The sequence below is a fragment of the Variovorax guangxiensis genome (assembly GCF_003952165.1).
GTDB classification, from domain to species: Bacteria; Pseudomonadota; Gammaproteobacteria; order Burkholderiales; family Burkholderiaceae_C; genus Variovorax; species Variovorax guangxiensis.
Genome location: NZ_RXFT01000023.1, coordinates 1 through 25430 on the forward strand (window position 1 = coordinate 1; position 25430 = coordinate 25430).

At 70.8% G+C, this 25430-nt stretch carries 18 protein-coding genes; 14 read left to right on the forward strand and 4 right to left on the reverse strand.

Annotated elements, in window-relative coordinates:
• A partial coding sequence (locus EJP67_RS31810) for a T6SS immunity protein Tli4 family protein (RefSeq protein ID WP_240650845.1) occupies nt 1-379 on the forward strand: 379 nt, incomplete at its 5' end.
• Nucleotides 380-390: 11 nt separating this feature from the next.
• Entirely contained in the window at nt 391-606 is a 216-nt protein-coding gene (locus tag EJP67_RS31815) for a hypothetical protein (RefSeq protein ID WP_126025709.1), read from the forward strand.
• A gap of 39 nt (nt 607-645) precedes the next feature.
• On the opposite strand, the gene EJP67_RS31820 is transcribed toward EJP67_RS31815, so the two are convergent.
• On the reverse strand, nt 646-1284 hold the full coding sequence (locus tag EJP67_RS31820; RefSeq protein WP_126025710.1) for a cysteine hydrolase family protein: 639 nt from the start codon (nt 1282-1284) through the stop codon (nt 646-648).
• Nucleotides 1285-1384: 100 nt separating this feature from the next.
• Here EJP67_RS31820 and EJP67_RS31825 point away from each other — a divergent pair, with 100 nt between their 5' ends.
• Nucleotides 1385-2359 carry a GlxA family transcriptional regulator gene (locus EJP67_RS31825; RefSeq protein WP_126025711.1) on the forward strand — a complete coding sequence of 325 codons (975 nt, stop codon included), beginning with the start codon at nt 1385-1387 and terminating at the stop codon, nt 2357-2359.
• A gap of 13 nt (nt 2360-2372) precedes the next feature.
• On the opposite strand, the gene EJP67_RS31830 is transcribed toward EJP67_RS31825, so the two are convergent.
• The 3 genes from EJP67_RS31830 to EJP67_RS31840 all read right to left on the reverse strand — a co-directional run bounded on the left by EJP67_RS31830 (nt 2373) and on the right by EJP67_RS31840 (nt 7504).
• Nucleotides 2373-4376 carry an ATP-binding response regulator gene (locus tag EJP67_RS31830; RefSeq protein WP_126025712.1) on the reverse strand — a complete coding sequence of 668 codons (2004 nt, stop codon included), beginning with the start codon at nt 4374-4376 and terminating at the stop codon, nt 2373-2375.
• Complete coding sequence (locus EJP67_RS31835; protein ID WP_240650846.1) at nt 4373-5428, reverse strand: ABC transporter substrate binding protein; 1056 nt, start codon at nt 5426-5428, stop codon at nt 4373-4375. Before EJP67_RS31835 ends, EJP67_RS31830 begins: the two co-directional genes overlap by 4 nt.
• Before the next feature lie 186 nt (nt 5429-5614).
• Nucleotides 5615-7504, reverse strand: coding sequence for an ATP-binding response regulator (locus tag EJP67_RS31840; RefSeq protein WP_126025713.1), 1890 nt, complete (start codon nt 7502-7504; stop codon nt 5615-5617).
• A gap of 161 nt (nt 7505-7665) precedes the next feature.
• Between EJP67_RS31840 and phnD the strand changes: the two genes are divergently transcribed.
• The 11 genes from phnD to EJP67_RS31900 all read left to right on the forward strand — a co-directional run bounded on the left by phnD (nt 7666) and on the right by EJP67_RS31900 (nt 25428).
• Nucleotides 7666-8703 (forward strand): phosphate/phosphite/phosphonate ABC transporter substrate-binding protein, encoded by a 1038-nt coding sequence (phnD, locus tag EJP67_RS31845; protein WP_126025770.1) that lies wholly within the window; start codon nt 7666-7668, stop codon nt 8701-8703.
• Nucleotides 8700-9755 carry a phosphate/phosphite/phosphonate ABC transporter substrate-binding protein gene (locus EJP67_RS31850; protein ID WP_126025714.1) on the forward strand — a complete coding sequence of 352 codons (1056 nt, stop codon included), beginning with the start codon at nt 8700-8702 and terminating at the stop codon, nt 9753-9755. Before phnD ends, EJP67_RS31850 begins: the two co-directional genes overlap by 4 nt.
• A 163-nt stretch (nt 9756-9918) precedes the next feature.
• Nucleotides 9919-11250 (forward strand): type VI secretion system baseplate subunit TssK, encoded by a 1332-nt coding sequence (gene tssK / locus EJP67_RS31855; RefSeq protein ID WP_126025715.1) that lies wholly within the window; start codon nt 9919-9921, stop codon nt 11248-11250.
• Nucleotides 11251-11281: 31 nt separating this feature from the next.
• A complete protein-coding gene (locus tag EJP67_RS31860; RefSeq protein ID WP_126025716.1) occupies nt 11282-12637 on the forward strand; it encodes a DotU family type VI secretion system protein in 1356 nt (451 codons plus the stop codon).
• On the forward strand, nt 12634-16236 hold the full coding sequence (gene tssM, locus EJP67_RS31865) for a type VI secretion system membrane subunit TssM (protein WP_126025717.1): 3603 nt from the start codon (nt 12634-12636) through the stop codon (nt 16234-16236). Before EJP67_RS31860 ends, tssM begins: the two co-directional genes overlap by 4 nt.
• Nucleotides 16233-16877 carry a type VI secretion system-associated protein TagF gene (gene tagF, locus EJP67_RS31870; RefSeq protein ID WP_126025718.1) on the forward strand — a complete coding sequence of 215 codons (645 nt, stop codon included), beginning with the start codon at nt 16233-16235 and terminating at the stop codon, nt 16875-16877. Before tssM ends, tagF begins: the two co-directional genes overlap by 4 nt.
• Nucleotides 16878-17562: 685 nt before the next feature.
• Nucleotides 17563-19494 (forward strand): serine/threonine-protein kinase, encoded by a 1932-nt coding sequence (locus EJP67_RS31880; protein ID WP_126025719.1) that lies wholly within the window; start codon nt 17563-17565, stop codon nt 19492-19494.
• Between the two features lie 54 nt (nt 19495-19548).
• The gene (mltA, locus tag EJP67_RS31885; RefSeq protein ID WP_206169588.1) at nt 19549-21177 is read left to right on the forward strand and encodes a murein transglycosylase A; all 1629 of its coding nucleotides are present in this window, start codon (nt 19549-19551) and stop codon (nt 21175-21177) included.
• Between the two features lie 166 nt (nt 21178-21343).
• Nucleotides 21344-22093, forward strand: coding sequence for a hypothetical protein (locus tag EJP67_RS31890; RefSeq protein WP_126025720.1), 750 nt, complete (start codon nt 21344-21346; stop codon nt 22091-22093).
• A gap of 27 nt (nt 22094-22120) precedes the next feature.
• A complete protein-coding gene (locus EJP67_RS31895; protein ID WP_126025721.1) occupies nt 22121-23299 on the forward strand; it encodes a hypothetical protein in 1179 nt (392 codons plus the stop codon).
• Nucleotides 23300-23436: 137 nt separating this feature from the next.
• Nucleotides 23437-25428, forward strand: a complete 1992-nt coding sequence (locus EJP67_RS31900) for a caspase family protein (RefSeq protein ID WP_240650847.1) — start codon at nt 23437-23439, stop codon at nt 25426-25428.
• Nucleotides 25429-25430: the final 2 nt, after the last annotated feature.

The window sequence follows — 25430 nt, forward strand, 5'->3', positions numbered from 1 at the left end:
CGGCAACAGCGATGGCCTGCTCAAGCTCATCGCCGACCGCAAGCGCGAGGCCGGCAGCAGGTACCCCAAGCTCACCACCTTGCGCGAGGGCAGGAAGAATGTCCACGGCTGGAATGGCGAGGAGTCGCTGGTGCGCCGTGCCGACGGCACGCACGACTTCGAATGGATGTTCATCGGCGAGAACGGCGGCAGCGTCGCGCGTCCCGGCAACCTCGACGTGACTATGCACACCAAGGTCATGGCAGATCGCATCGGCGCGGCGCCGGCTTCCTCGCTCAGTGACGAGGAAGCCATCGCGCTGTGGGACAGGCTGCTGGACGGCCTGAAGTTCCGCGTTGCGGTGCCGGGTGCACCGGCCGAAGCCGTGGCGATCCAATGAGGGAATCCACGATGACAGCGGAACACAACCCGACGCGACGCAAGGCGATGCAACTGGCAACGGGCGTCGTGGCGATGGCGGCTTCGCCGGTGCCTCTGATGGCGCGGCTTCAGGTCGAAGGCGACTCCGCCGGGCCATCGACCAATGTGCTGTGGAAGCCCATCGACGATGCCCGGCGCTTCGAGAAGCCATCCGACGATCTTCTCGAGGTCGGCTTCTCACGGTGAGTGCCTCGGGGCGCGCCGACCCCGCGAGGCTCGCGCCATTTAGGCGACGCCTCGTGCGCGGCGGTTGGACATCACGACGTTGTCCTTCGGGATGACCTGGCCTTCGCGCATTGCCGTGATCCATGCATCGGTGGAGGTCACGGCCGCGAAGTTGCTGTGGAACACCACGCTGAAGACGCGGTGGATCTCCTGCGCCGTGACCTTGCCCGCCGCGTTCTCGTAGGGCAGAGCACCGCTGGCGTCCGCGAGGAACTCCACGGCCAGGCCGCGGTGCATGGCCTCGTACACGGTGGAGGCGTCGCAGTTCTGCGTCATGTAGCCGGCCACGCTCAGCGTGTCGATCTCGTTGCGCGCGAGCCAGTCGGCGAAGTCGGTGCCGGTGAACACGCTCGGAAAGCTCTTGGTGACCAGGTGGTCGTGCGGCCGCTTCGCGATCTCGGGGTGCAGCTGGCCGTTGTGCGCGTCGGCCTGGAACACCGGCGCGCCCTTGGGCGCATGGTGGCGCACCACCACCACCGGCGTGCCGGCGGCGCGCGCGGCGTCCATGGCCTTCGTCACGTTCGGCAGCGTGTCCAGGATGGGCGGGTACTCGATCGGCAGGCCTCCGCCTTCGAAGTATTCGTTCTGCACGTCGATCACGACGAGGGCGCGGCGCGGCCTGGTTGTGTTGCTGCTCATGATGGGCTCCTTCTCTTGTGTGGTTCGGATGACTGGATTCTTCCCGTGGGCCCCATTCCCCGAAAGTGGCCCGAAAGCCATTCATCGATAAGATCGGGCCATGAGCACCGCTGCCACCGAAACCGTCGCGGTCGTCGCCTTCGACGGCATCAGTCCCTTCCACTTGTCCGTGCCCTGCATGGTCTTCGGCGAGGACCGCACCGAGGCCGGTGCGCCGCGCTTCCGCGTGCAGGTGTGCGCGCCCGAGCCCGGCGAGCTGCGCACCAACGCGGGCTTCTCGCTGGTGGTGCCGCACGGGCTGGAGGCGATACGCCGCGCGCGCATCGTGGTGGTGCCCTCATGGCGCGACGACTGCAGCGCGGCGCCGCCCGAGCTCGTTCGCGCGCTGCAGGCCGCGCACCGGCGCGGCGCCACCGTGATGGGCCTGTGCCTGGGCGCCTTCGTGCTGGCCGAGGCCGGCCTGCTCGACGGCCGCCCGGCCACCACGCACTGGAAGCTGGCGCCCGCCTTCGCCAGGCAGTACCCGAAGGTGAAGCTGCAGCCCGAGGTGCTCTACGTGGAAGACGGCAACGTGCTCACCTCCGCCGGCACCGCGGCCGGCATCGACTGCTGCCTGCACCTGCTGCGCGTGCGCTACGGCGCCGAGACCGCCAACCGCGCCGCGCGGCGCATGGTGGTGGCGCCGCACCGGCAGGGCGGGCAGGCGCAGTACATCGAGCAGCCGGTGCCCGCCACCGCCGAGCGCGACCGGCTCGCGCCGCTGCTCGAATGGCTGGGCCGGCACCTCGACAGGCCGCACGAGCTCGACGACCTCGCGCGGCGCGCGCTCATGAGCCGGCGCAACTTCACGCGGCGCTTCCGCGAATCCACCGGCACCACCGTCGGCCAGTGGATGCAGAACCAGCGCCTGGCGCTCGCGCAGCGCCTGCTCGAAACCACCGACCATCCGGTGGAGCGCGTGGCCACCGGCGCCGGCTTCGGCTCGGCGGTGTCGCTGCGCAAGCATTTCCTCTCGGCCTTCAAGGTGTCGCCGACGGCGTACCGGCAGCAGTTCTCGCGGGCCGGTATCGACTGACCGGCGCCTGCGCTCAGTGCGCCGGCACCTGTCGCCGCGTGGTGAGCAGCGCGCGCAGCTTGGCCGGCGCGACCGGCTTGGTCAGCAGCATCACGCCGCCGTGGCGCAGCCTCTGCAGCACCTCGGGCCCGGTGGCGCCCGAGACCAGCACCGCCAGCGCCTCGGGCTGCAGCCGCCTGGCGGCGTCGATCACGTCCACGCCGTCGCCTTCGCCCGCGAGCTGCAGGTCGCACAGCACCGCGTCGTAGTGGATGTCGCCGGTGCCCAGCCGCGCGATGGCCTCGGCGCCGGTGCTCACGCACTCCACCTGGCAGCCCCATTGCTCCAGCAGCGCGCGGCTGCCGTCGAGGATGGCGGGGTCGTCGTCCACCACCAGGCAGCGCAGGCCCACCAGCGGCGCGGGCGCCATCGGCGCCGGCTGCGGTGGCGCCACGTCGGCCAGCCGCGCGGCCGGCAGCGTGAAGGCGAATGTGCTGCCCGCCTGCAGCGCCGAGCGCACCGTGATGCGCGTGCCCAGCAGCGCGGCGATGCGCGCGCAGATCGCCAGCCCCAGCCCGAAGCCGCGGCGCCGGTCGCGCTCGGTGTTGGCCACCTGGTAAAACTCCTCGAAGATGCGGCCCTGGTGGATGGGCGCGATGCCCACGCCGTTGTCGCGCACCTCGATGCGCACGCCGCCCGCGCTGCGCCGCGCCGCCACCAGCGCCGTGCCGCCCTCGGGCGCGTGGCGCAGCGCGTTGGTGACGAGATTGCCGACGATGCGCCGCAGCATCGCCGCGTCGCTGCGCACGGCCAGCCCGCGGTCGCTCCAGCGCAGCCGCACGCGGGCCTCGACGGCGGCCGCGGCGTGCTGCGCGTCGAGCTGGTCGAAGAGTTCCGCGAGCGGCACCTTCGCGATCGCCGGCGTGAGCACCTGCGCGTCGAGCCGCGAGATTTCGAGCAGGTCGTCGAGCAGCACGCCCATGAACTCGGTGCTTTCCTGCAGCCGCAGCACGGCCGGGCGCTGCGCGGGCGTGGCGCCGGGCAGCAGTCCGTCGATGAAGAGGCCCATGGCATGCAGCGGCTGGCGCAGGTCGTGGCTCGCGGCCGCGAGGAAGCGCGCGCGCGAAAGAGCTGCCTGCTCCGCCTCGGCCATGCGCTGCAGCGCGACGGCGGTGGCCTCGCGCACGCGCTCTTCGCTGATCTGGCGGTTGCGCTGCAGGCGCTCGGCCAGGCGGTCGATGTCGTGCGCGAGCACCGCGAGCTCGTGCGTGCCGCGCGTGCCGCCTTCCACCACGTCGCAGCGCACCTCGAAATGCCCGGCCTCCAGCGCCGCGACCGTGCGCGACACGCGCCGCAGCGGCCGCGCCACCGTGCGCGCCATGTGGCGTACCGAGGCCCATGCCGCCATCAGCGCCACCAGCGCGATGCCGATGCCGGCGATGAGCGAGCGGCTGCGCTCGCGCGTGTAGGCGGTGGTGTCGCGGAAGGTCTGCACCAGGCCGATGGGCGTGTCGCCCGCCGCGGTGGAGCCGGCCGGCGCGAAGGCGCTGGCGCGCGAGGCCTCGCGCAGTGTGACCGGCGAGGTGAACATGCGCAGCTGCGCGAGCGACGCAGTCTTCGGCCCGGCCGTCACGTAGATGCCCGCGCTGTTGCTGATTTCCACACGAGTGACCTGACCGCCGCGCAGCGCGGCATTGGCCACGTTCTGCAGCGCCGGCACGTCGCCCGCGTAGAGGCTCAGGTCGGACATGGCCGCGACCTGCCGCGCCACGGCCTGGCCCTCGGCGTCGAAGGCGGCTTCGAGGGTCTGCAGCCGGTTGTGCGTGAACCAGCCGGTGAGCGCCAGCGCCACCGCCGCGCACGGCACCACGCCAAGGCGAAACAGGTCGCGCTGCAGGTTGCCGCGCACGACCAGCGTGTGGGGCGACTGGAAGGATGCGGGCGGCGGGGATGGCGATGGCGGGGACTGCGATGGCGTGCCCGCGCCCTCCGTCCCCGAGGGCCCAGCCGGGTCGTGGGAGGGCGGAACGCTGCTCATCGCGGGGCCGCGAGCCGGTCGGTCAGTTCCCGTTCCTCCGGCAGGCGCAGGCCGAGTCCGCGTGCCACGGTCGCGTTGACGCGCACGGTGGCGGGCGTCGCAGCTTCCACCAGCGGTGCGTTGCTGTTGCCGCTGCCCGTGCCGGCGCTCGCGACCTTCTGGCCGAGCTGCCGCGCCTGCTGGGCGAGCTGCGAGGGCGTGGAGACCGCCGCCGCCAGGCCGCCCGAGCGCACCAGCCCCTCGCTGGCGCCGAACACCGGCAGGCCGGCGGTCGCGGCGGCGCGCAGCACCGAGAGCGTGGCGGCCTGGTTGTCGCCGATCAGGTCGGGCAGCACCATCAGCGCGTCGCTCTGCGGCACCACCTGGCGCAGGGCCGAGGCGATCGACCGCGCGTCGGGCGCGTATTCCACGCGCAGGTCCCACGCCGGATTCGCGCCTTGAGCTGCGCGCTGAAGCTCGCGCACCAGCGGCTCCGACTCGGGCGTGGCGACCACGCCAACGCGGTGCTTCTGCGGCAGCACCGCGTTGACCAGCGCGAGCTGGTCGGCCATGGCCGGGTCGCGCAGCAGCACGCCCACGCGGCGGTCGCCGCGCCGCAGCGCCGGGCTGGAGGCCTTCAGGGTTTCATATTCGAGGCGGCTGAGCATCGCCAGCACCAGCGGCTCCTGGCCCGGGCGCTCGACCGCGGCGCGCGCGGCGGCGGGGCCCACGGCCATGGTGAGCGGCGTGTCGGCGGCGCTGGGGCGCAGGCCGCGCGTGCGCACACCCGCGTTGGCGGCGCGTTCGGTGTCGGGAGCCGCGGCCGCCTCGGGTTGCGCCGCGCCGGGTGCGCCGGGCGAGACGCGCACCAGCTCGAACCTGCCGCCCGGCTCCTGGTCCGCGCGCAGCTGCTGCACGAACTCCGAAGACGCAGCCATGTCGTCGCCCATCAGTACCGTGAGGCTGGCGGCCGCGACACTGCCGCCAGCCGCGGCCCACGCGAGCGCCGCCACCAGCGCGCTGCGGGCGGCGCGCCACAGCCTTCTCGAGGAGGGCGGGAGAACGGAGATCACGGCAACAAACATGGACTGCTTCCGCAGCGAGGAGCGATGATCCAATGTAAGGACGACCCCCTCTTCGCGCGATAAGGCGGAGGGCTTATGTCAGCGTCGACGGTGGCCTGCCCGCGTGACGAATTCCACGCGGCGATGGCCGCACGGCCTATGCCCGATGGAGTACCCAGGCACTTACCGCAGGCCCTATGCCCCCACCGCCTGCGCCGCCGCCGCACGCTGCGCCTGTATCGCCTGGCGCAGCACGCGCGGCGACACCGGCTTGTAGAGCACCGTGATGCCGGCGCTCGCCACCTCGCGCAGGCGGTCGGGCTTGGTCTCTCCGGTCACCAGCAGGCGCGCGGTGCCGGCGCCGATGCCGCGCGGATGGCGCTCCAGCGCGGCGATCACGTCCAGGCCGTTGTCGCCGCCCTGCAGCAGCAGGTCGCTGATGACCACGTCGGGCGGCTGCGCCCAGCCGTCGGCCATGGTCAGCGCCTCGGCGCGGGTCTGCGCGGGCAGCACCTCGGCGCCCCAGTTGGAGAGCACCACCGTCAGGCCCTCGAGGATGGTGCGCTCGTCGTCGATCACCATGATGCGCACGCCGGCCAGGCTTTCCTCCTCCTCGATGGCGGCGACGGCGGGCGACGCCGCGGGCGCCGGCAGCGCGGCAGGCGCCGAGCGCACCAGCACCCGCACGCAGGTGCCCTTGTGCAGCTTCGAGCTCAGTTCCACGCGCGTGTTGAGCAGCTCGGCCAGCCGCTGCACCGTGGCCAGGCCCAGCCCCATGCCGCGCGTGCCGCGCGATGCCTGCCGGCTCGCGGGCTCGACCTGGTAGAACTCCTCGAACACCCGCGCCTGGTGGTGCGCGGCGATGCCCACGCCGGTGTCGACCACGTCGATGCGCACGCCCCGGCCGCGCCGCCGGGCGCCGATGAGCACGCCGCCCTCGATGGTGTGGCGCAGCGAGTTCGACACCAGGTTGTTCAGGATGCGCGAGAGCATCACGTAGTCGCAGCGCACCCACACGTCGGTCTTGCGCACCACCAGCCGCAGGCCCTGCTGCTCGGCCACCGGGCGGAAGTTGCGGCTGATCTCCTCGAACAGCCGGTCGAGCGGAAAGTCGATCCACTGCGGCTGCAGCACGCCCGCGTCGAGCTGCGACAGGTTCAGCAGCTCGGAGAAGAGGCGGTCCAGCGAATCCACGCACTCGCGGATGTGGCCGATGCGCTGCAGCTTCACCGGGTCGCTCTCGCCGTTGGCCAGCCCGTCGGAGAAGAGCGTGAGCGCGTGCAGCGGCTGGCGCAGGTCGTGGCTCGCGGCTGCCAGCAGCCGGGTCTTGGCCTGGCTGGCCACTTCGAGCAGCTGGTTCTTGCGCGCCAGCTCGGCCGTGGCCTCGTTGATGCGGCTTTGCAGCAGGCGGTGGCTCTCGGCGAGCGCGCGCGCGGCCTCGTTGAAGCCCTGCTGCAGGTGTCGCACCTCCGCCGTGCCCTCGATGGCCACGCTCGCGTCCTCGCCCGCGCCCAGCCGGTCGACCGCCTTGCCCAGCGCGCGGATGGGCTCGCTGATGCGCCGCGCCGCCCACCAGCCCGCCAGGCCCACCCCGAAGAGGCTGATCGCCAGCACCAGCCCCACGTTGAACCACACCGAGCGCCGCGCGCTCTGCACGGCCGCCAGGCTCATCTCGACCATCACCTTGCCGTTGTGGCGGCCGTCGTCGCTCACGATGGGCACCACCACCTGCAGGCCCTCGGCGCGGGCGCGGTCGATGGTCTCGGAGTTGGCGACGATCTCGCCGTCCTCCGTCCAGATCTGCACCTGCTGCACGTTGGGCTGGTAGGTGCCCGACTGGGCGGTGCGCGCCAGCGCGCGGCGGTCCATGCGCGCCAGCGGCGCCTGCGCCACGGTGGCCACCTGCAGTGCCACGGTCTGCGCGTTGGCCCGCATCAGCTCGGTGAGGTTGCCCAGGTGCTGGCGCGTCAGCACGGCGATCGCCGCCAGCGTGGCCAGGGCCGCCGGCACCATCGCCAGCAGGATCAGCTGCTGGGCGAAGGTCAGGCGGGCCAGGCCTCGGATGACGCGGAAATTCCAGTTCATGGGCGCATCGGACGCATGGGGGCCGAGCTTATTGGGGCCGTCCGGAGCGGGAAAGCTAGGTAAAACATCACAAAAAATGCTTGTAATTGATATTTAATGACGTCCGCGCTGCCATGTTAGACCCGCCGATGCGCGCCGGCCCTATGTCTTTCGCTCCAGAAATGCTGGCTTCCATGCGCCGATTCGCCGAGTTTCCAGCCGCCTGGCTCCGCGCGGCCGCGTTGGCGCTGCTGGCGGTGCTGCCCCTGGCGGCGCCGGCGCAGGGCCATCCGCTGGACGGCCCGGTGCGCTTCGGCATCCTGCCGCTGGGGGGCGCCTTCGAGTCGCGCAGCGACTGGGACCCCCTGCTGGCCGAGCTCAGCCGCGCCATCAACCGGCCGGTGAGCGTGCTGTCGGTCAACTCGTACGAGGCGCTGGAGCAGGCCATCCAGCGCGACGAGGTCGACATGGCCTTCCTCTCGGGAAAGATGGCGCTCGACGCCGTCACCCAGCGCCGCATGAAGGTGGTGGCGCAGGTGGTGCGCCACGACGGCCTGCCCGGCTACCGGGCACTGCTGCTGTCGCGCAAGGCGCCGCCCTTCAATTCGCTGAAGAACCTGCTCGACCAGCCCGATCGCTGGCGGCTCGCGCGCGGCGAGAAGCAGTCGGTGTCGGGCTTCATCGTGCCGCAGCTGCAGCTCTTCCTGCCGAACCACATCGCGATGGAGACGCGCTTTCGCAGCGAGATCGTCGGCACCCACCAGGCCACCGCGCTGGCCGTGGCCAATAACGAGGCCGACGTGGCCACCAACAACACGGCCGACTTCGAGCGCTTCAAGACGCGCTTTCCGGCCGAGACCGAGCGGCTGCAGGTGCTGTGGGAGTCCGAGCTGATCCCGCACGCGCAGATCGTGGTGCGGCGCGAATACACGCCCGAGCTGCGCAAGCGCGTGCAGGCCTTCCTGGTCGCCTACGGCCGTGCCAAGGGCCCGCGCGGCGACGCCGAGCGCGTGGTGCTGAAGTCGCTGCACGACCTGGCCGGCTTCGTGGCCGCCGACAACAGCTCGCTGCAGCCGGCCGCCAGGCTGGCCTACCAGCTGGCGAAGCAGAACGCCATGACCGCGCAATGGGTGAACGACGCCGCGCGCGAAGCCCGGCTGCAGCGCATCGAGAGCAGCTACGCCGACCAGGTCAGCGTGCTCAAGGACGTGTCGCCATGAGCGTGGGAGCCGGGTTCAGGCGAGCGGCCGCTGTGCTGCTGGCTTTCTTCATAGTCCTGCCTGCCGTGGCCCAGCAGGCGCCCGCGGCCGCCGTTTCGCCTGCCGAGAAGGGCGCCTCTGCGCCGGCCATCCGGATGATCCGCTTCGGCGTGCTGCCGCTGGGCGGCACCGTCGAGTCGCGTGCGCTGTGGACGCCGCTCATGAACGACATGGGCCGTTCGCTCGGCATGCCGGTCAGCATGTATTCGGTGCCGACCTATGAAGAGCTCGACCGCGCCATCGGCCGCGACGAGATCGACATGGCTTTTCTCTCCGGCAAGATGGCGCTCGACGCCGTGATGCAGCGGCGCATGAAGGTGGTGGCGCAGATCGCGCGGCACCCCGGCATGCCCGAACACCGCGCGGTACTGCTGGTGCGCAAGGCCGGTCCGCTCAATACGCTCGAGGGCCTGCTCGCGCAGCCCGAGAAGTGGCGGCTCGCGCGCGGCGACAGCCGCTCCGTCACCGGCTTCATCGTGCCGCAGAGCCAGCTCTTCCTGCCGAACAACATCGAGATGGAGACGCGCTTTCGCAGCGAGTTCGTCGGTACCCACCAGGCCACCGCGCTGGCCGTGGCGAATGGCGATGCCGACGTGGCCACCAACAACACCACCGACTTCGAGCGCTTCCGCCAGCAGTTCCCCATCGAGGCCGAGCGGCTGCAGGTGGTGTGGGAGTCGCAGCCGCCACCCGGCGCGCAGATGGTGGTGCGGCGCGACTTCCCGCCAGAGTTCCAGGCGCGGCTGCAGAACTTCCTGACCGGCTACGGCAAGGCCAAGGGCGCGCGCGGCGACGCCGAGCGCGAAGTGCTCAAGAGCCTGCGCGCGGCCTACGGCTATGTCGCGGCCGACGACAGCGCGCTGCTGCCACAGGCGCTGCTGGAGCGCCAGCTCGGCAGGCAGCACGCCATGGCCGCGTCGTGGGTCAACGAGGCCGCGCGCGAGCAGCGGCTGCAGCGCATCGAGAAGACCTACGCCGAGCAGGTCGAGACGCTGCGTTCCGCCGCGCGCTGAGCGGACAGGCCCCGCGCGCCGGGCGAATCTCTACTCCCTTCGCCGTAGCTCCAGAACCCCCGCCTAGGCCATTAGCTAGGCCTTAAGGCGGATTTGCCACCAGCCCCCCGAGCCGGAAACTTCGTGTTTCTTTCAGGCAACCCTTGCCGTTGACGGAGTGCGGATGAGTTGGCGAACAAAAGTGGTCTGGAGCGAGGGGATGCTGTTGCAGCCTCAGCACCTGCAGCAGAGCGAGCGTCATGCCGATCACGCGCGGCACGTGCTGCTGCGTTCCACGACGCCCTACGCATGGGGCTTCGCCGAACTGGAGATCGACCCCGCCGCGCTCACGCTGGGCAAGCTGGCGCTGGTGCGCGCGGTCGGCGTGTTCGGCGACGGCACCGTCTTCGACATGCCGGCGGTCGACCCGCTGCCCGAGCCCATCGACATTCCCGCCGCCATGCGCGACGAGGCCGTGGTGCTCGCGCTGCCGCTGCGCCGCGCGGGGGCGCGCGAGGCCGACGCGGAAGAATATGAAGAGCTGGTGCGCCACCGCGTGCTCGAGTCGGAAGTGCCCGACTCCAACACCGCCGGCGAGCGCACCGCGATGCTGCAGCTGGGCCAGCTCCACACGCGCCTGATGCGCGCCAGCGAGGCCACCGATGCCTGGACCACCATCGGCGTGGCCCGCGTGGCGGAGCGCCGCGTCGACAACCAGGTGCAGCTCGACCGCGCCATGCTGCCGCCGCTGCTCGACGTGGCCGGCCATGCCGTCATCCGCGCCTGGCTCGACGAACTGCTGGGCCTGCTGCGCCAGCGCGGCGAGGCGCTGGCTGGCCGGCTCACGCAGGGCGGCACCGGCGGCGTGGCCGAGATCGCCGACTTCATGCTGCTGCAGGCCGTCAATCGCAACGAGGCCATCTTCGCGCACCTCGCGAAGAGCGCGATGCTGCACCCGCAGCACTTCTTCGAGCATGCGCTGGGGCTGGCGGGCGACCTCGCGAGCTTTCGCGACTCGCGCCGCGTGTCGCGCTTCGGCCCCTACATCCACGACGACCTCGCCATGAGCTTCCGTCCGCTCATGGACGACCTGCGCCGCAGCCTGTCGATGGTGTTCGAGCAGTCGGCCATCCGCATCGACCTGCACGACCGCAAGCATGGCGTGCGCGTGGCGGTGGTCACCGACGTGGAGCTGCAGCGCAAGGCCACCTTCGTGCTCGCGGTGAGCGCCAGCATGCCCAGCGAGGCGCTGCGCGCGCGTTTTCCCACGCAGGTCAAGATCGGCCCGGTCGAGCGCATCCGCGATCTCGTCAACCTCGCGCTGCCGGGCGTCACGCTCACGCCGATGCCGGTGGCGCCGAGGCAGATTCCCTTCCACACGGGCGCCAGCTACTTCGAGCTGGAGACGCGCAACAGCGACCTGTGGCGGCAGCTCGAGCAGTCGGGCGGCATCGCGATGCACATCGCGGGGGACTTCCCGGGGCTCGATCTCCAGTTCTGGGCGATACGAGCATGACCCCCAGTGGCACCGTCAGCGTGGAGCCATCATGAGCACACCTCCCGATCCTTTTGCCGCCTTCGAGTCGGAGCGCACGGTCATCAAGCCCAAGCCGCGCACGCCGGCCGGCACACCTGCCGCGCCCGCTGCGGCGCCTTTCTTCGGCGGGGCCGATCCGACGCCGGCCGCCGACGTCGGCGAACTCGGCTTGCTCAACCCGCTGGTGTCGGCCGCCGGCAAGCTGCTGGTGCTGATCGGAAAGCTGCGCAATCTCGCGCAGCCGCCCAACGTGCCGGCGCTGCGTGCGTCGACCGCCGATGCGGTGAACCAGTTCGATGCCAGCGCGCGCCGCGCGGGCGTGGGCAATGAATCCGTGCTCGCCGCGCGCTACGTGCTGTGCACCGCGCTCGACGAGGCCGTGGCCAACACGCCCTGGGGCGTGCAGGCCGGCTGGAACAAGCAGAGCCTGCTGGTGCAGTTCCACAACGAGACATGGGGCGGCGAAAAAGTCTTCCAGCTTCTCGCCAAGCTCGCGCAGGACGTGCCCACGCACCGCCAGCTGCTGGAGCTGATCTACAGCGTGCTCGCGCTCGGCTTCGAGGGCCGCTACCGCGTGATCGACAACGGCCGCGCGCAGCTCGACTCTGTGCGCCAGCGCCTGGCCGACCTGATCGCCAAGGACCGTCCACCGGTGGAAGCCGAGCTCTCGCCGCACTGGCGCGGGCAGGGCGCGGGCACGGTGCGGCTGCGCGAGTCGCTGCCGCTGTGGGTGTTCGCGGCCGGCTTCGCGCTGCTGCTGGCGCTCGCGTGGTTCGGGCTGCGGCTCACGCTGAACTACCGCTCCGACACCACGTACGCCGCAGTGTCCAGCCTGCGCGCGCCCAACATCCAGATCGCGCCGCCCGCGCTGCCTGCGAAGACGCCGCGCCTCGCGCGCTTCCTGGAGCCCGAGGTGAAGCAGGGCCTCGTCACCGTGACCGACGAGGCCGACCGCAGCGTGGTGCGCCTGCGCGGCGACTCCTTCTTCGGCTCCGGCAGCGCCGAGCCGATGCCGCAGTCGCTGCCGGTGCTGCGCCGCATCGGCCAGGCGCTGGCCGAGGTGAAGGGCGAGGTGCTGATCACCGGCCATTCCGACAACCAGCCGATCCGCTCGCTGCGCTATCCGTCGAACTGGCACCTGTCGGCCGCGCGCGCCGACGCCGTGAAGGGCGCACTCTCCACGCTGGTCGACCCCGCGCGCATGCGCGCCGACGGCAAGGCCGACGCCGAACCGGTGGCGCCCAACGACACGCCGGCCAACCGCGCGCGCAACCGCCGCGTGGAAGTGGTGCTGCTGACCGGGCCCGAAGGCGTCACGCCCGCGCCGGCCGCCGCTCCTGCTCCAGCCACGGGAGCGACGAAATGATCAAGAAAATCTTCGGCTTCCTTTTCAGCCCGCTGCTGCTCACGCTGCTGGCGCTGATCGTCGTCGCGCTGCTGATCTGGTGGATCGGCCCGCTGGTGAAGATCGGCTCGCTCGCGCCGCTCGAAAGCGAGACCACGCGCGCCATCGTCATCGGCGTCATCGTGCTCGTCGTGGTGCTGCGCGCGCTGTACCGCCGCTGGCGCGCCCGCCGTGCGAGCCAGCACCTGACCGACGGCTTGATGAAGGCGCCCGCCGCCAAGGCCGACGCGCCGGTCAACGGCGAGCAGAAGATCCTCGACACCCGCTTCAGCGAAGCCGTCGCCACGCTCAAGCAGATGCGCATGCACGCCGCGGGCAAGAAGCCGGGCTGGCGCGACTGGCTTTCCATCTCGGGCGGCAGCTATCTCTACGACCTGCCCTGGTACGTCTTCATCGGCGCGCCGGGCGCGGGCAAGACCACCGCGCTGGTCAACTCTGGCCTGAGCTTCCCGCTGGCCGAGAAGTTCGGCCCCGGTGCGATCCGCGGCGTGGGCGGCACGCGCAACTGCGACTGGTGGTTCACCGACGAGGCGGTGCTCATCGACACCGCCGGGCGCTACACCACGCAGGACAGCCACCAGTCGGAAGACAAGAGCGCGTGGGAAGGCTTCCTGGGGCTGCTGAAGAAGGTGCGCCCGCGCAGGCCGCTGAACGGCGTGTTCCTCACCGTCAGCGTGGCCGACCTGCTGAGCCAGGGCCCCGAGGCGCGTACCCAGCTTGCCGCATCGATCCGCGCGCGCCTGCTGGAGCTCGACGGCAAGCTCACCACGCGGCTGCCGGTGTACGTGCTCGTCACCAAGAGCGACCTGCTCTACGGCTTCACCGACTACTTCGACGACCTCGGCAAGGAGCAGCGCGCGCAGGTCTTCGGCTTCACGCTGCCGGCCGACGAGAACCTGCAGGTGGAGGAGAAGGGGCTTTCGGCCGCCTTCAACCGCGAGTTCGCGCTGCTGCACAATCGTGTGAACGACGGCCTCATCGCGCGCATGCAGCGCGAGACCGACGGCAACCGCCGCGCGGCGATCTTCGGCTTTCCGGCGCAGTTCGGCTCCATCGGCCCGCTGCTGTCGGACCTGCTGGAGCAGGTGTTCACCGGCTCGCGCTTCGCGCAGCCGCCGTGGGTGCGCGGCGTGTACTTCACCAGCGGCACGCAGGAGGGCAGCCCCATCGACCGCGTGATGGGCAGCCTGGCGCGCAGCTTCGGCATCGAGCGCGCCATGCTCGCGCCGCAGAAGTCCAGCGGGCGCAGTTACTTCCTCACCTCGCTGCTGCGCGAGGTGGTGTTCCCCGAGCAGCGCCTGGCCGGCGCCGACGTGAAGCTGGAGCGCCGCCGCCACACGCTGCGCGTGATCGGCGTGACGGCCATGACGCTCGTCACCGTCGGCCTGCTCGCGGCCTGGGGCTACAGCACGCTGCAGAACATGAACTACCTGAAGTCGGTAGAGGCCCGCGTGGAGCCCGCCCGGCAGAACCTCGCGGCGCTGCCCGCGCGCGTGCAGAACCTGGTCGAGGTGGCGCCCGTGCTGCAGAGCCTGCGCGACATCTGGAAGACGCCCGACAACCGCCAGGGCGACGAGCCGCTGTCGATGACGCTGGGCCTCTACCAGGGCGACAAGCTCGACGCGGCCGCCATGCTCACGCACCAGCGCGCGCTGAACGACGCGTTCCTGCCGCAGATCGCCAAGCGCATCGAGGACCAGCTGCGCACCGCGCAGAAGGACAACCTCGAATTCACCTACGAGGCGCTCAAGAGCTACCTGATGCTCTACCAGCCCGAGCACTTCGACGCCGAGGCGCTGAAGGCCTGGATCACCCTCGACTGGTCGCGCAACCTCGACCGCGGCATTCCGGAAGACCAGCGCAAGCAGCTCGAAGACCAGCTCGACGTGCTCATCGCCCAGGGTCCGCCACGCTCGCCGCTGAAGATGGACGAGAACCTGGTGCGCAGCGTGCGCGCGGTGCTCGCGAGTTATCCGCTGGAGCAGCGCGTGTTCAGCCGCCTGAAGCGCCAGCGCGCCAGCAAGGACATCCCGGCCTTCAGCGTGGCCACGGCTACGGGCCCCTCGGGCCCGCTGGTGTTCGAGCGCATCAGCGGCAAGCCGCTGTCCGAGGGCGTGCCGGGCATGTTCACCTACGACGGCTACCACAAGCGATTCCAGAACGAGGTGGTGGTGCTCACCGGCCTGCTCGCCAACGAAGACCCGTGGGTGCTCGGACAGGACCGCAATGCCGCCAACCGCCTGCGCGACGCTGCCGCGCTCGGCGCGCTGACCGACCGCGTGCGCCGCCTCTACCTGGAGGAATACGTCAAGCAGTGGGAAGCGCTGCTCGCCGACGTGCGCCTGATCCGAGTGAACGGCCTGGAGAAGAACATCGAGACCGCGCGCATCCTCTCGGGCGTCGATTCGCCGCTCGCCAACTTCCTGCGCGCCGTCGTCAAGCAGACCACGCTCATCCCCGCCGCCGACGCCAACAAGGACGTCGTCAGCAAGGCCACCGAGACCGTGCGCAACACCCGCAAGGGCCTGGAAGACCTGTTCGGCGGCGACCCCGGCCGGCAGGTGGCGCCGGGCAAGCGCATCGAGAGCATCGTGGACGACCGCTTCGAGGCGCTGCGCCGCCTCGTCACCGCGGGCGGCCCCAACCAGCCCGCGCCCATCGACGACGCGCTGAAGCTCTTCAACGAGGTGTACGTGTACCTCAACGCCGTCGACACGGCCGTGAAGGGCCGCACCTCGCCGCCGCCCGGCGACGTGGCCGGCAAGCTCAAGTCCGACGCCGGCCGCCTGCCGGAGCCCGTGCGCTCCATGGTCGAGAACCTGAGCCAGGCCGGCGCCGCGCAGGCCCAGGTGGCCGAACGCGGCAACCTGAGCCAGGACCTGCGCCCCGTCACCGAGTTCTGCGCGCGCGCCATCGCCGGCCGCTACCCCTTCGTGCAGAGCAGCAAGCGCGACGTGCTGCCCGAGGACTTCGGCCAGATGTTCGGCCCCGGCGGCCTGATGGACGACTTCTTCCAGAAGCGCCTGGCCGCCATCGTCGACACCAGCACCCGCCCGTGGCGCTACAAGCCCGTGGCCGAGCGCGGCGCCATCACCACCCAGGCGATCGCGCAGTTCGAGCGCGCCGCGCGCATCAAGGAAATCTTCTTCCGCGGCGGCGGCAGGGCCCCGTCGATGCGGCTGGACTTCAAGCCGGTGGAAATGGACGCGGGCATCACCCAGTTCATCCTCGACGTCGACGGCCAGCTCGTGAAATACGCGCACGGCCCCGTCGTGCCCATGGCCGTGCAGTGGCCGGGCCCGAAGGGCAGCAACCAGGTGCGCATCCAGGTCAGCCCGCCATCGACCACCGGCAGCTCCGGCGCAGCCGTGGACGGGCCGTGGGCCCTGTTCCGCGCGCTCGACGACGGGCAGCTCGAAGCGGGGGATGCGCCCGAGAAGTTCTTCATCACCTTCCAGATCGGGGCGCGCAAGACGCGCTTCGAGGTGACGACCAACAGCGTGCAGCATCCCATTCGCTTGCGCGAGCTGCGCGAGTTCTCATGTCCGGAGGGGCTGTGAGCATCGAGCCTTCCCCGCTTCTTGCCGCCACCGCCGTGCTGCCCGGGTGGTTCGGGAAATTGCCGGGCATGGGGGACTTCGCGCATCGGCGGCTGCCTGAGCCGTTCCGTGCGGTGTGGGACCAGTGGCTGCAGCGGGGCATGTCGCGGCTGCGGGACCGGGCCGATTGGACCGAGCGGTATCTGGAGGCGCCTATCTGGTGCTTTGCGCTGGGACGGCAGGTGGCTGGCGACCGAGCCTGGATCGGGGTGCTGATGCCTTCCGTGGATGGGGTGGGGCGGTACTTTCCGTTTGCCATCGCGGTGGAGCTGGAGGCGGATTCGCCCGGGACCCTGCGAGGCGAGGCGCTGGCTGTTGCGTTGCGGTGGTGGGCTCATGCGACGCAGGCTGCGTTGGAGGGGCTGGATGGGGATCTGGATGCGGTGCGGTTCGATGCTGTGCTGCAGAGGCTTTTTGTCGAAGAGGCTTCTTTGTCCGATGAGCGGGTTATTGCTGTCGAGTCGCTTGATCTGCCGCTGGCAGGGACTTCGCTTTGGTTGAGTGATCCTTCTACAGAGGCGGGGATTCGGATGTTGAGTACCGGGTTGCCTCGGGATGAGCAGTTTGATGCGCTGTTTCTTGGGTTTGCGGAGGAGGGGTGATGACATTCCCTTCTCGTTTTTGCTTCCGGAGCCGGGTCTCGCCCCGGCGGGCGACCTACTTTCTTTTGCTTCGCCAAAAGAAAGTAGGCAAAGAAAAGGCGACCCTGCTGTCTGCGTCCCTCCGCTTCGCTGCGGGCAACCTGCGGTGCTCGGCGCAGGAGGGGGTCCGCAGAACTCGCTTCGCTCAAACAGCTGCGGCCCTGATCCCTCCTGCGCCTGCGCTCCTCGGCGCAGCCAGAAGGGAGCGATCCGCGCCATCGCTTCGCTCGGCTTTTGAACAGCCTGGACTGGCCTTCGCTTCGCTCGGCCAGGCATTGAGTTCCAGTGGCCTCGCCGAACCCAATGCGCCATTCCAAGCCCAGCAGGCGCAAAGCGCCTGCTGGGCACCCGCGGCCGAGCGCAGCGATGGCCCGCGTGTCCCCAATCCCCTCTGGCTGCGCCGAGGAGCGCAGCGTTTCGCGGATCAGGGCTCGCCCTTGTCTGAGCGAAGCGAGTTTGGGCGAGACCCCGCGAAACGCGAGCACCGCAGGTTGCCCCGTAGCGCAGCGAAGGGGTCGCAGACAGTGGGGTCGCCTTTCTTTTGCCTACTTTTCTTTGGCGAAGCAAAGAAAAGTAGGTCGGCCGCCGGGCCGAGACCCGGCCCCGGGAAACAAACCCCAAGCACAACTCAAAGAGGAGCCAGTCAATGACCGACTCCAACGAAGACGACCGCACCCGCGTAGTCCCCAAGTCAACTCCGCCGTCGCAGCCCACGACGACAGGCGACACCTCCGCCACGGTAATCACGGCAGGTGCCCCCACGAGCATGTCCGGCACAAACCCGGTAACAAGCCCCGCCACCGGCGCAACGGAAGCCGGCCTCCTCCCCGTAGGCAGCCGCCTCGCAGAATTCGAGATCACAAGAGTCATAGGCCAGGGCGGCTTCGGAGTCGTCTACGAAGCCTGGGACCACACGCTGGAGCGCGTGGTGGCGATCAAGGAGTACCTGCCGACATCGCTCTCGGCGAGGCAGCAGGACGGCACGGTCATCCCGCTGTCGGAGAAGCACCGCGAAACCTTCGACCTCGGCATGCGCAGCTTCATCAACGAAGCCCGCCTGCTCGCCCAGTTCGACCACCCGTCGTTACTCAAGGTCTACCGCTTCTGGCAGGAAAAGGGCACCACCTACATGGTCATGCCCTTCTACAGGGGCGAGACGCTGCGTGAGGCCCTGGTGTCGATCCCCGCCGGCGTGGACGAGTCCTGGCTGATCCGCATCATGGACGGCGTCACGCAGGCGCTGGCTGTGATGCACAACGCCAACTGCTATCACCGCGACATCGCCCCCGACAACATCATCCTGCTCGAAGGCTCGGGCCGCCCGGTGGTGCTGGACTTCGGCGCCGCGCGCCGCGTGATCACCGACAAGACGCAGGCGATCACGGTCATCCTGAAGCCCGGCTACGCGCCGATCGAGCAGTACGCCGAGATGCCCGACATGTCGCAGGGCGCGTGGACCGACGTGTACGCGCTCGCGGCGGTGATGCACGTGGCGGTGTGCGGCCGCGCGCCGCCGCCTTCGGTGGCGCGGCTGCTGTCCGACAGCTATGTGCCGCTCGCGGGCAACGAGATCCTGCGCAAGCGCTACAGCCCGCGGCTGCTGGAGGCGATCGACGCGGGGCTGGGCGTGCGGCCCGAGCAGCGGCCGCAGTCGATGGCGGAGCTGCGCTCGGCGCTCGACCTGGAGGTGGGGCACAGCATCGCGCCGGTGCCGCGCACGCAGCCGCCATCGTCGTCCGGCGCGCGCACGTCGATGGGCACGAATGCGGACGCCGCCACGGTCATCGCAGGCAAGGCAGGCGGCGGTGCGAAGGCGCCTGCGCCCGCGCCCGCTCCGACGGGCAACAAGGGGGGAGGAAGTGGCGGCAGCAACAAGACCGCCGTCGCCCTCGCTTCCATCGCCGTGCTCGCGGCAGCAGCCGGTGGTGGCTGGTGGTGGTTCCAGGGGCGCGGCGGTGCAGACGACAAGCAGGTCGTCAGCACCACGCCGGCTCCGCCGCCCGACACCAAGGTCGCCGAGGCCCCACCGCCCCCACCTCCACCACCACCGCCTCCTCCTCCGGCGCCGCGCACGCCGGCCGAGTCGCTGCAGTCGCTCGCCACCGGCGCGACGCCCGGCTTCGACGTGACGGCCACGCCGAAGAAAGCCGAGGTCGCCATCGGCAAGGACCGGCTCGCCTTCGAGGTCCGCAGCAAGCGGGAGGGGTTCGTGTACGTGTTCCTGCTGTCCAGCGGCGGCGAGATGTTCCTGCTCTTCCCGAACCTGCTGGACAAGTACAACAAGATCACCGCGGGCGGCACGCTCTCGCTGCCGCGCGCCTCGTGGCCGATGGACGCGGGCGGGCCGGCCGGCACCGACCAGTTCGCGGTGCTGGTGAGCGAGCACGAGCGCGACTTCAGCGCCGCCGGCGTGCAGAACGACGGCGTATTCCCGGTGTTCCCGCTGCCCGTGCTGGCCGCGCTGGAGGCCACGCGCGGCACCGGTCCGTCGCCTCTCCTGGGCAAGCCGGTGTGCGCGCCCAACACCCCGTGCAACGACGTCTACGGCGTCGGCAATTTCAAAATCGTCGAGAAGTAATCGTCTGCAGAGCGTCGGCCTACGGGCCGTGACTCTCAGGACAAGGAGGCTTTCATGATGACCGCATCGCAACCGCAGCAGAAGCAGCAACTCCAGGCACGCAGAGGGCCGGAGACCGGCTGGAGCGCTCTCGCAACCGGCGCCGCCATCGCCTTGCTGGCAGGCTGCACCACGCCGCCGCCGGCCGCCACGGACACCGGCGCAGCCACGGCCGACACCAGCGCGAGCAGCACCGCTACCTCGCGCCCGGCGCCCACCGGCGCCAGCGTGGCCGGCCAGGCCCGCACTTTCTCGACGCAGCTGGCCACCTACACATCGGTGAGCTTCGACTCGGTGCCGGGCTGGTCGCGCGACGATTTCTCGGAGAGCTGGCCTGCCTTTCTCGGCAGCTGCAAGGTGCTCAATGGTCGCGGCGCCGAATGGAAGTCGGTGTGCGACCGCGCGCTGAAGGTCGACAGCAAGAACAACAACGCGATCCGGGGCTTCTTCGAGGGCGAGTTTTCGGCCTACCAGATCCGCGACGACGACCGACGGCCCGACGGCGTGGTCACCGGCTACTTCGAACCCGAGATCGCGGGCGCGCGCCAGTACGGCGCGCCCTTCATCTATCCGGTGTACGGCCAGCCAGAAGACATGCTCTTTGCCGACGCGCGCAAGCTGCCGCCGGGCAACGGCACGGTGGCGGCCCGCGTGGAAGGCCGCAACGTGGTGGTGCAAACGGGCCTGAGCACGCGCGACATGGGCGCGCCGGGCCTCTATGCGCTGGACCTTTCGGGCATCTCGCGCGACACGCTCGACCGCAAGGTGCGCCTGCGCATCGAGGGCAAGCAGCTGCTGCCGTACTACACGCGCGAAGAGATCGAGACCAAGGGTGCGCCCAACGCCAAGGTGCTTGCGTTCGTGAGCAGCGCCACCGCGCTGTACGAGATGCAGATCCAGGGCTCGGGCCGCATCCGCATGGCCAACGGCGACATCGTGCGCGTGGCCTACGCCGAGCAGAACGGCCAGCCCTTCCGTCCGACGCTGGCGCAGGCCGCCAACGGCAAGCCGCGCAGCCCTGTGAAGGTGCGCGGCTCTTCCATCGAACTGCAGCTGGACGACGGCGACGATGACGACAGCGACACCGGGGCCGTGGCCAACGGCACCATCCGCACGCGTGGCTTCACGCTGGCACGACCGGTGGCCAGCGGCCCGGTGGTGGTGCCGGGTCGGCGGCCGGCGGGTGGCGCGGTGACGGGCTCGGGCATCAAGGACCCGAGCTACGTGTTCTTCAAGGAGTCGCCATCGCCGGTGGGCGGACCGGTGGGCGCCTTCGGCGTGCCGCTGTCGGCGGGGCGCTCCATTGCGGTCGATCCGCGCAGCACGCCGCTGGGCTACCCGGTGTTCGTTTCCACGCGCACGCCCGGCAGCGGCGCGCCGATGCAGCGCCTGACCATTGCGCAGGACACCGGCGGCGCCATCCGTGGCGCGGTGCGGGCCGACTACTTCTTCGGCAACGGCCAGCAGGCCGCGACCAACGCGCGCCGCATGAAGGAGCGCGGCCAGCTCTGGATCTTGCTGCCGCGCGGCCTCGCCGTGGCGCAGGCGGCCACGTCCTCGGCCATCCGCACGCGCGGTGGGCCGGTGGGCGCGAACCTGCCGCAATGCCTGGTTCCCTCTGAAGGCAGCTGCGTCGACGACTGAAGGATCGAAGGATGCAAGCCCCCGGGCCAATGGCCATCCCGCTGGCCGGCGAAGCGAGGTCCGTTCGGGGAACACCGCGGAACCGGCTTTGCCGGGCCGCCGGTGTTGCCCCCTGCAAGGGGGTGGGCGAAGCGACACGAAGTGCGCGCAGCCTGGGGGTGAGCCGATGATCGAGACGCTGTCGTCCGCGGAAAGCAGTGAACTCGTTCGCCTTTGGCGACGGCGCCAGACGCTGTCCCCGGGCGAGATGGGCGCCATGTACCGCATCGTCGGCGACGCGCTGGTGGCCTGCAATCCGCCCGAGCTGCAGGTGCTGGGCGAGGGCCGGCAGGAGCTGGTGGCGCAGTTCATCTACGTGAAGGTGCTGCGGCTCGACGCCGACCCCGACGAGGCCGACGAACGCGCGGGCCACAGCGCACCGTCCACCGCCTTCGCGCTGTGCGCGTATTTCCGCCGCTATCTCATCGACTGCACGCGCGCCAGTTCCTTCCGCCGCAAGCTCTCCATCGGCGACCAGATCACCGAGGCGCAACTGGAAGACGAGATCGGCGCCGACGAGGACCTCGAAGGCTGCCTGGCCGAGCACGGCCTGAGCATGCAGGCGGTGCAGCAGGCCGCGCGCGAGTTCATCGCGGGGCTGCCCGAGCCCGAGCGCCTTCTGCTGTGCGAGGGCTTCGGCAAGGAGGCCGAAGGCGGGCTCTCGGGCATCGCCTCGCGCCATGCCATCGCTTCCTACCACTACCGCGCGGGCCGGCTGGGCCTGGTGCACAAGCGCGAAGGCCTCACGGCGGACTACGCCAGGACCCGGCTCGGCGGCTGGCTCCAGCAGACGCTGGGCATCGCCATCGAGCCCGACAACATGGCGGCGATCCTGCAGGTTTTCAAAATCCTCGGTGCTGAAGCGTCTTACGCCTGAAGACATAGCCATTCAGGAACAGACGCCATGACCCACGACCTCTGGCCCCCGCTCAGCGTGATACGCCACGCGCTGGAAACGACCGGCGCGGCCGCGATGCCGGACACCGGGCCCGAAGGCGAGCCCGGCACGGCCACCGTGGCCATGCCCGGATCACCGCCAGGAACGCCGGCCACGCCCGTCGTTGCCGCGTCCGACCTGTTGATGCCTCTCACCGAATTGGCCCGGCGCCGCGAGGCTGTCGCCCAGCGAGCCTTCCCGGCCCGCTGGGCGCCGGGCCGCCTCGTCAGCCTGATCTACAGCGGGCGGCTGCTCGGCGTGCTGCTCGACCGCTGCATCCACGACGACCTGTGGCTGGGGTGGATGGCCGTCGGCGAGGCCGACTGGGCCGGTGCATTCGACGTGCTGCTCGAGCCCGAGGACGAGCCCTTCGAGCCGATGTTCGGTGTCGTCCAGACGTGGAACGTGCTCACGCTCGAACCCAGCCCGCAGCTCTGCGCGCGCGTGCTGGGCGAAGTTTCCGCCACGCGGCTCGCGGCCATCCGCGCAGTGCATGACGAGTGGGCCGCGCGCACCGCGTTGGCCATCGCGCCGCAGCCCGGGCGCATCGCGCTGCGCGGCGTGGGCGGCGGCGTCTTCTCGGTGCTGTCGGGCACGCCACTCGGGCCGGAAGACCCGCGCACCGACTACCAGGATCTGTACCGCGACGTGGGCCTGGAACTCGGCGCCGCGCTGACGCGGCCGCAGAGCGACGAGGCTGCCCCTTCTGCCCCTTCTTCTTCATCTCCATCGCGCGCGCGGCCGCAGCCCGGCCCCGAGGGCGGCTGGTGGGGCAGCATCCGCCGCTGGTTCGGCGCCGAAGGCTGGGCGCGCCCGGCCTTTGCCGTGCTGGCGCTGGTCGTGGTGGTCCAGAACGTCGGGCTCATCGGCGGCCGCGGCGCGCCCGAGGACGACGAAGTGCGCTTCCGCGCCGTGCCCACCGCACCGGCGCCCACGCGCGCAGACCTCGTCGTGCGCTGGAAGCCCGGCGTGCGCATGGACGAGGCCGACAGGCTGCTGCAGTCGGTCTCGGCCGACGTGGTGGGCGGGCCGGGCGGCGATGGCGCATGGCACTTGCGTGTGCCGGAGCCCGTCGAGGCGCTGGCAGTGCTCGCGGCCTCGCCGCTGGTGGAATCGGCCGGGCCGGCCAGCGAGCGGCGGCCATGACACGCCAAGCCCGTCTGTCTTCCTCCCTCCCCCTCTGGGGGAGGGCAGGGGTGGGGGCACGCGGCGCATTCATCGGGCGCTCTGCCTGCCCCCATCCCGACCTTCCCCCAAAGGGGGAAGGAGCAAGGCAACTGCGCTTGCTCCAGGCGTTGCTCATTCTGTGGCTGCTCGCTTGCGGCAGCCTTGCTTTCGCCACGCAGCGCGCGCTGCTTGTCGGCGTATCCGAACTCGTCAACCAGCCGCAGGCGCTGTGGCTGCAGGCGCCGCGCAACGACGTGATGCTGATGCGCGACGCGCTGCTCAGGCAGGGCTTTGCCGCGCCCGACATCGCCGTGCTCGCCGACGGCGTGAGCGGCGCGGCACTGCCCGAGTCGCAGGCCATCCACGAGGCGCTGGCGAAGCTGCTCGCGCAGTCGAGGAGCGGCGACTTCGTGCTGCTGTACTTCTCCGGCCACGGCACGCGGCTGCGCGACATCGTCAAGCGCTACCAGGAGCCCGACGGGCTCTCGGAGAACTTCCTCGCGCGCGACGTGCGCGGCACGCTGGGCAGCGACAACGCGCTCGCGGGCGATCTGCGCGACGTGGATTTCGATGCGTGGATCCAGTCCTTCCTCGCGAAGAACGTGTTCGTGGCCTCGGTGTTCGACACCTGCTCCGCCAACTCCATGACGCGCGGCACGGCGGACGCACCCGCCACCGCCGAAGGCCCGCCCGACGACGAGGTGCGCTGGCGCGGACTGCGCGCCACGCAGCTCACGGGCGGCGCGCCGCCCGCCCGGCAGCCGGCGCCACCCGCGCCGGCCGAAGCCGTTCCGCGTGCCCGCTACGTCGCCTTCTTCGCATCGGAAAGCCACCAGATCACGCCCGAGCTGCGGCTGCCGCGCAAGGCGCGAAACGCGAGGCCGCAGGGCCTGCTGACATGGGCGATGGTCGAAGCCCTTTCGCGAAAACCCGCAACCTGGCGGGAATTGTTCGATGGCGTGCTCGCGCTGTACCCGCCCGTCATCGACGAACTTGCCCAGCGCTTTCCGACACGCGAGCTGCCGTCCCCGGTGGCCGAAGGCAACCTCGATGCGCCGCTGTTCGCCAACAGCGGCGCTCCCGCATCCACGCGCCCCGTGTGGCGCGCGCAGCGCAGTGGCGACAGCCTGGCCATCAAGGCGGGCCTGCTCGACGGACTCGCGCAGCAGCAGGAGCTGCGCGTGCTCGCCACGCTGGACGACGGCACCGTGCGCGGCGCGCCGGCCGCCGTGTCGCAGATCAAGCTCGGCAACGCATGGCTGGCCGTGCCGGCAGCGCTGAAGGACGTTCCGGGCAGCGCCTTCTGGAGCGTCACGCCGATGGCCGAGCCGGCCGCCACCGCGTTGCGCGTGCGCGCCGACAAGCCGCTGCCAATTGGCCTGAGCCTCGACTACCCGGCCGCGATCCGCGCGGCGGACGACACGGCCACGGCCGACGTGCGCTGGACCGACCTCGGCGCCTCGGGCCAGCGCCTCGAACTGCTCGCGCCGCTCTTCGGCGCGAACGTCTCCACCGTGGTGCTGCCCGACACCGCCGCGCTGCGCCGCCGCCTGCAGGCATTGGCGCAGCTGAAGTGGCTCTCTCAACTGCAGGGCTACGGCAAGGACGGCCAGCTCGACGGCTTCGACGCTGCGCTGGAGGTGTGGAGCGGCGAGCGCATGCTGCGCAGCGTGCCCGTTTCCCAGGCCGCCAGCGGGCTGCCCGCGACGCGCGCCGGCGAGCGGGTGCGCTTGAACGTGCGCAACACCAGCGGCCGTTCGCTCGACCTCGTCATCGCGGGCATCGATGCTCGAGGCAATCTGCAGCCGGTCTATCCCGACGAGTCCGGCGAAACCAACCGCTTCAAGCGGGGCACGCCCGAGCAGCCCTCGGTGAAGCGCTTCGACCTGCCCTGGCTCGATGCGGCGGGCGACGCGCGCCTGCTGGTCATGGCCGTGCCCGCCACGCCCTACAGCGCGCCGCGCCTCTTCGGCGTGGCCTATGCGCAGGCCGATGTGTCCGAAGTGCGCGTGCGCGGCGGGCAGCCGCCGGCCGAGAGCGCCGAGCGCCAGGTGTTCACGGCCCTGCTGCGCAGGAGCGGCACGGCGGACGCGGGGGCCAGGCCATGACG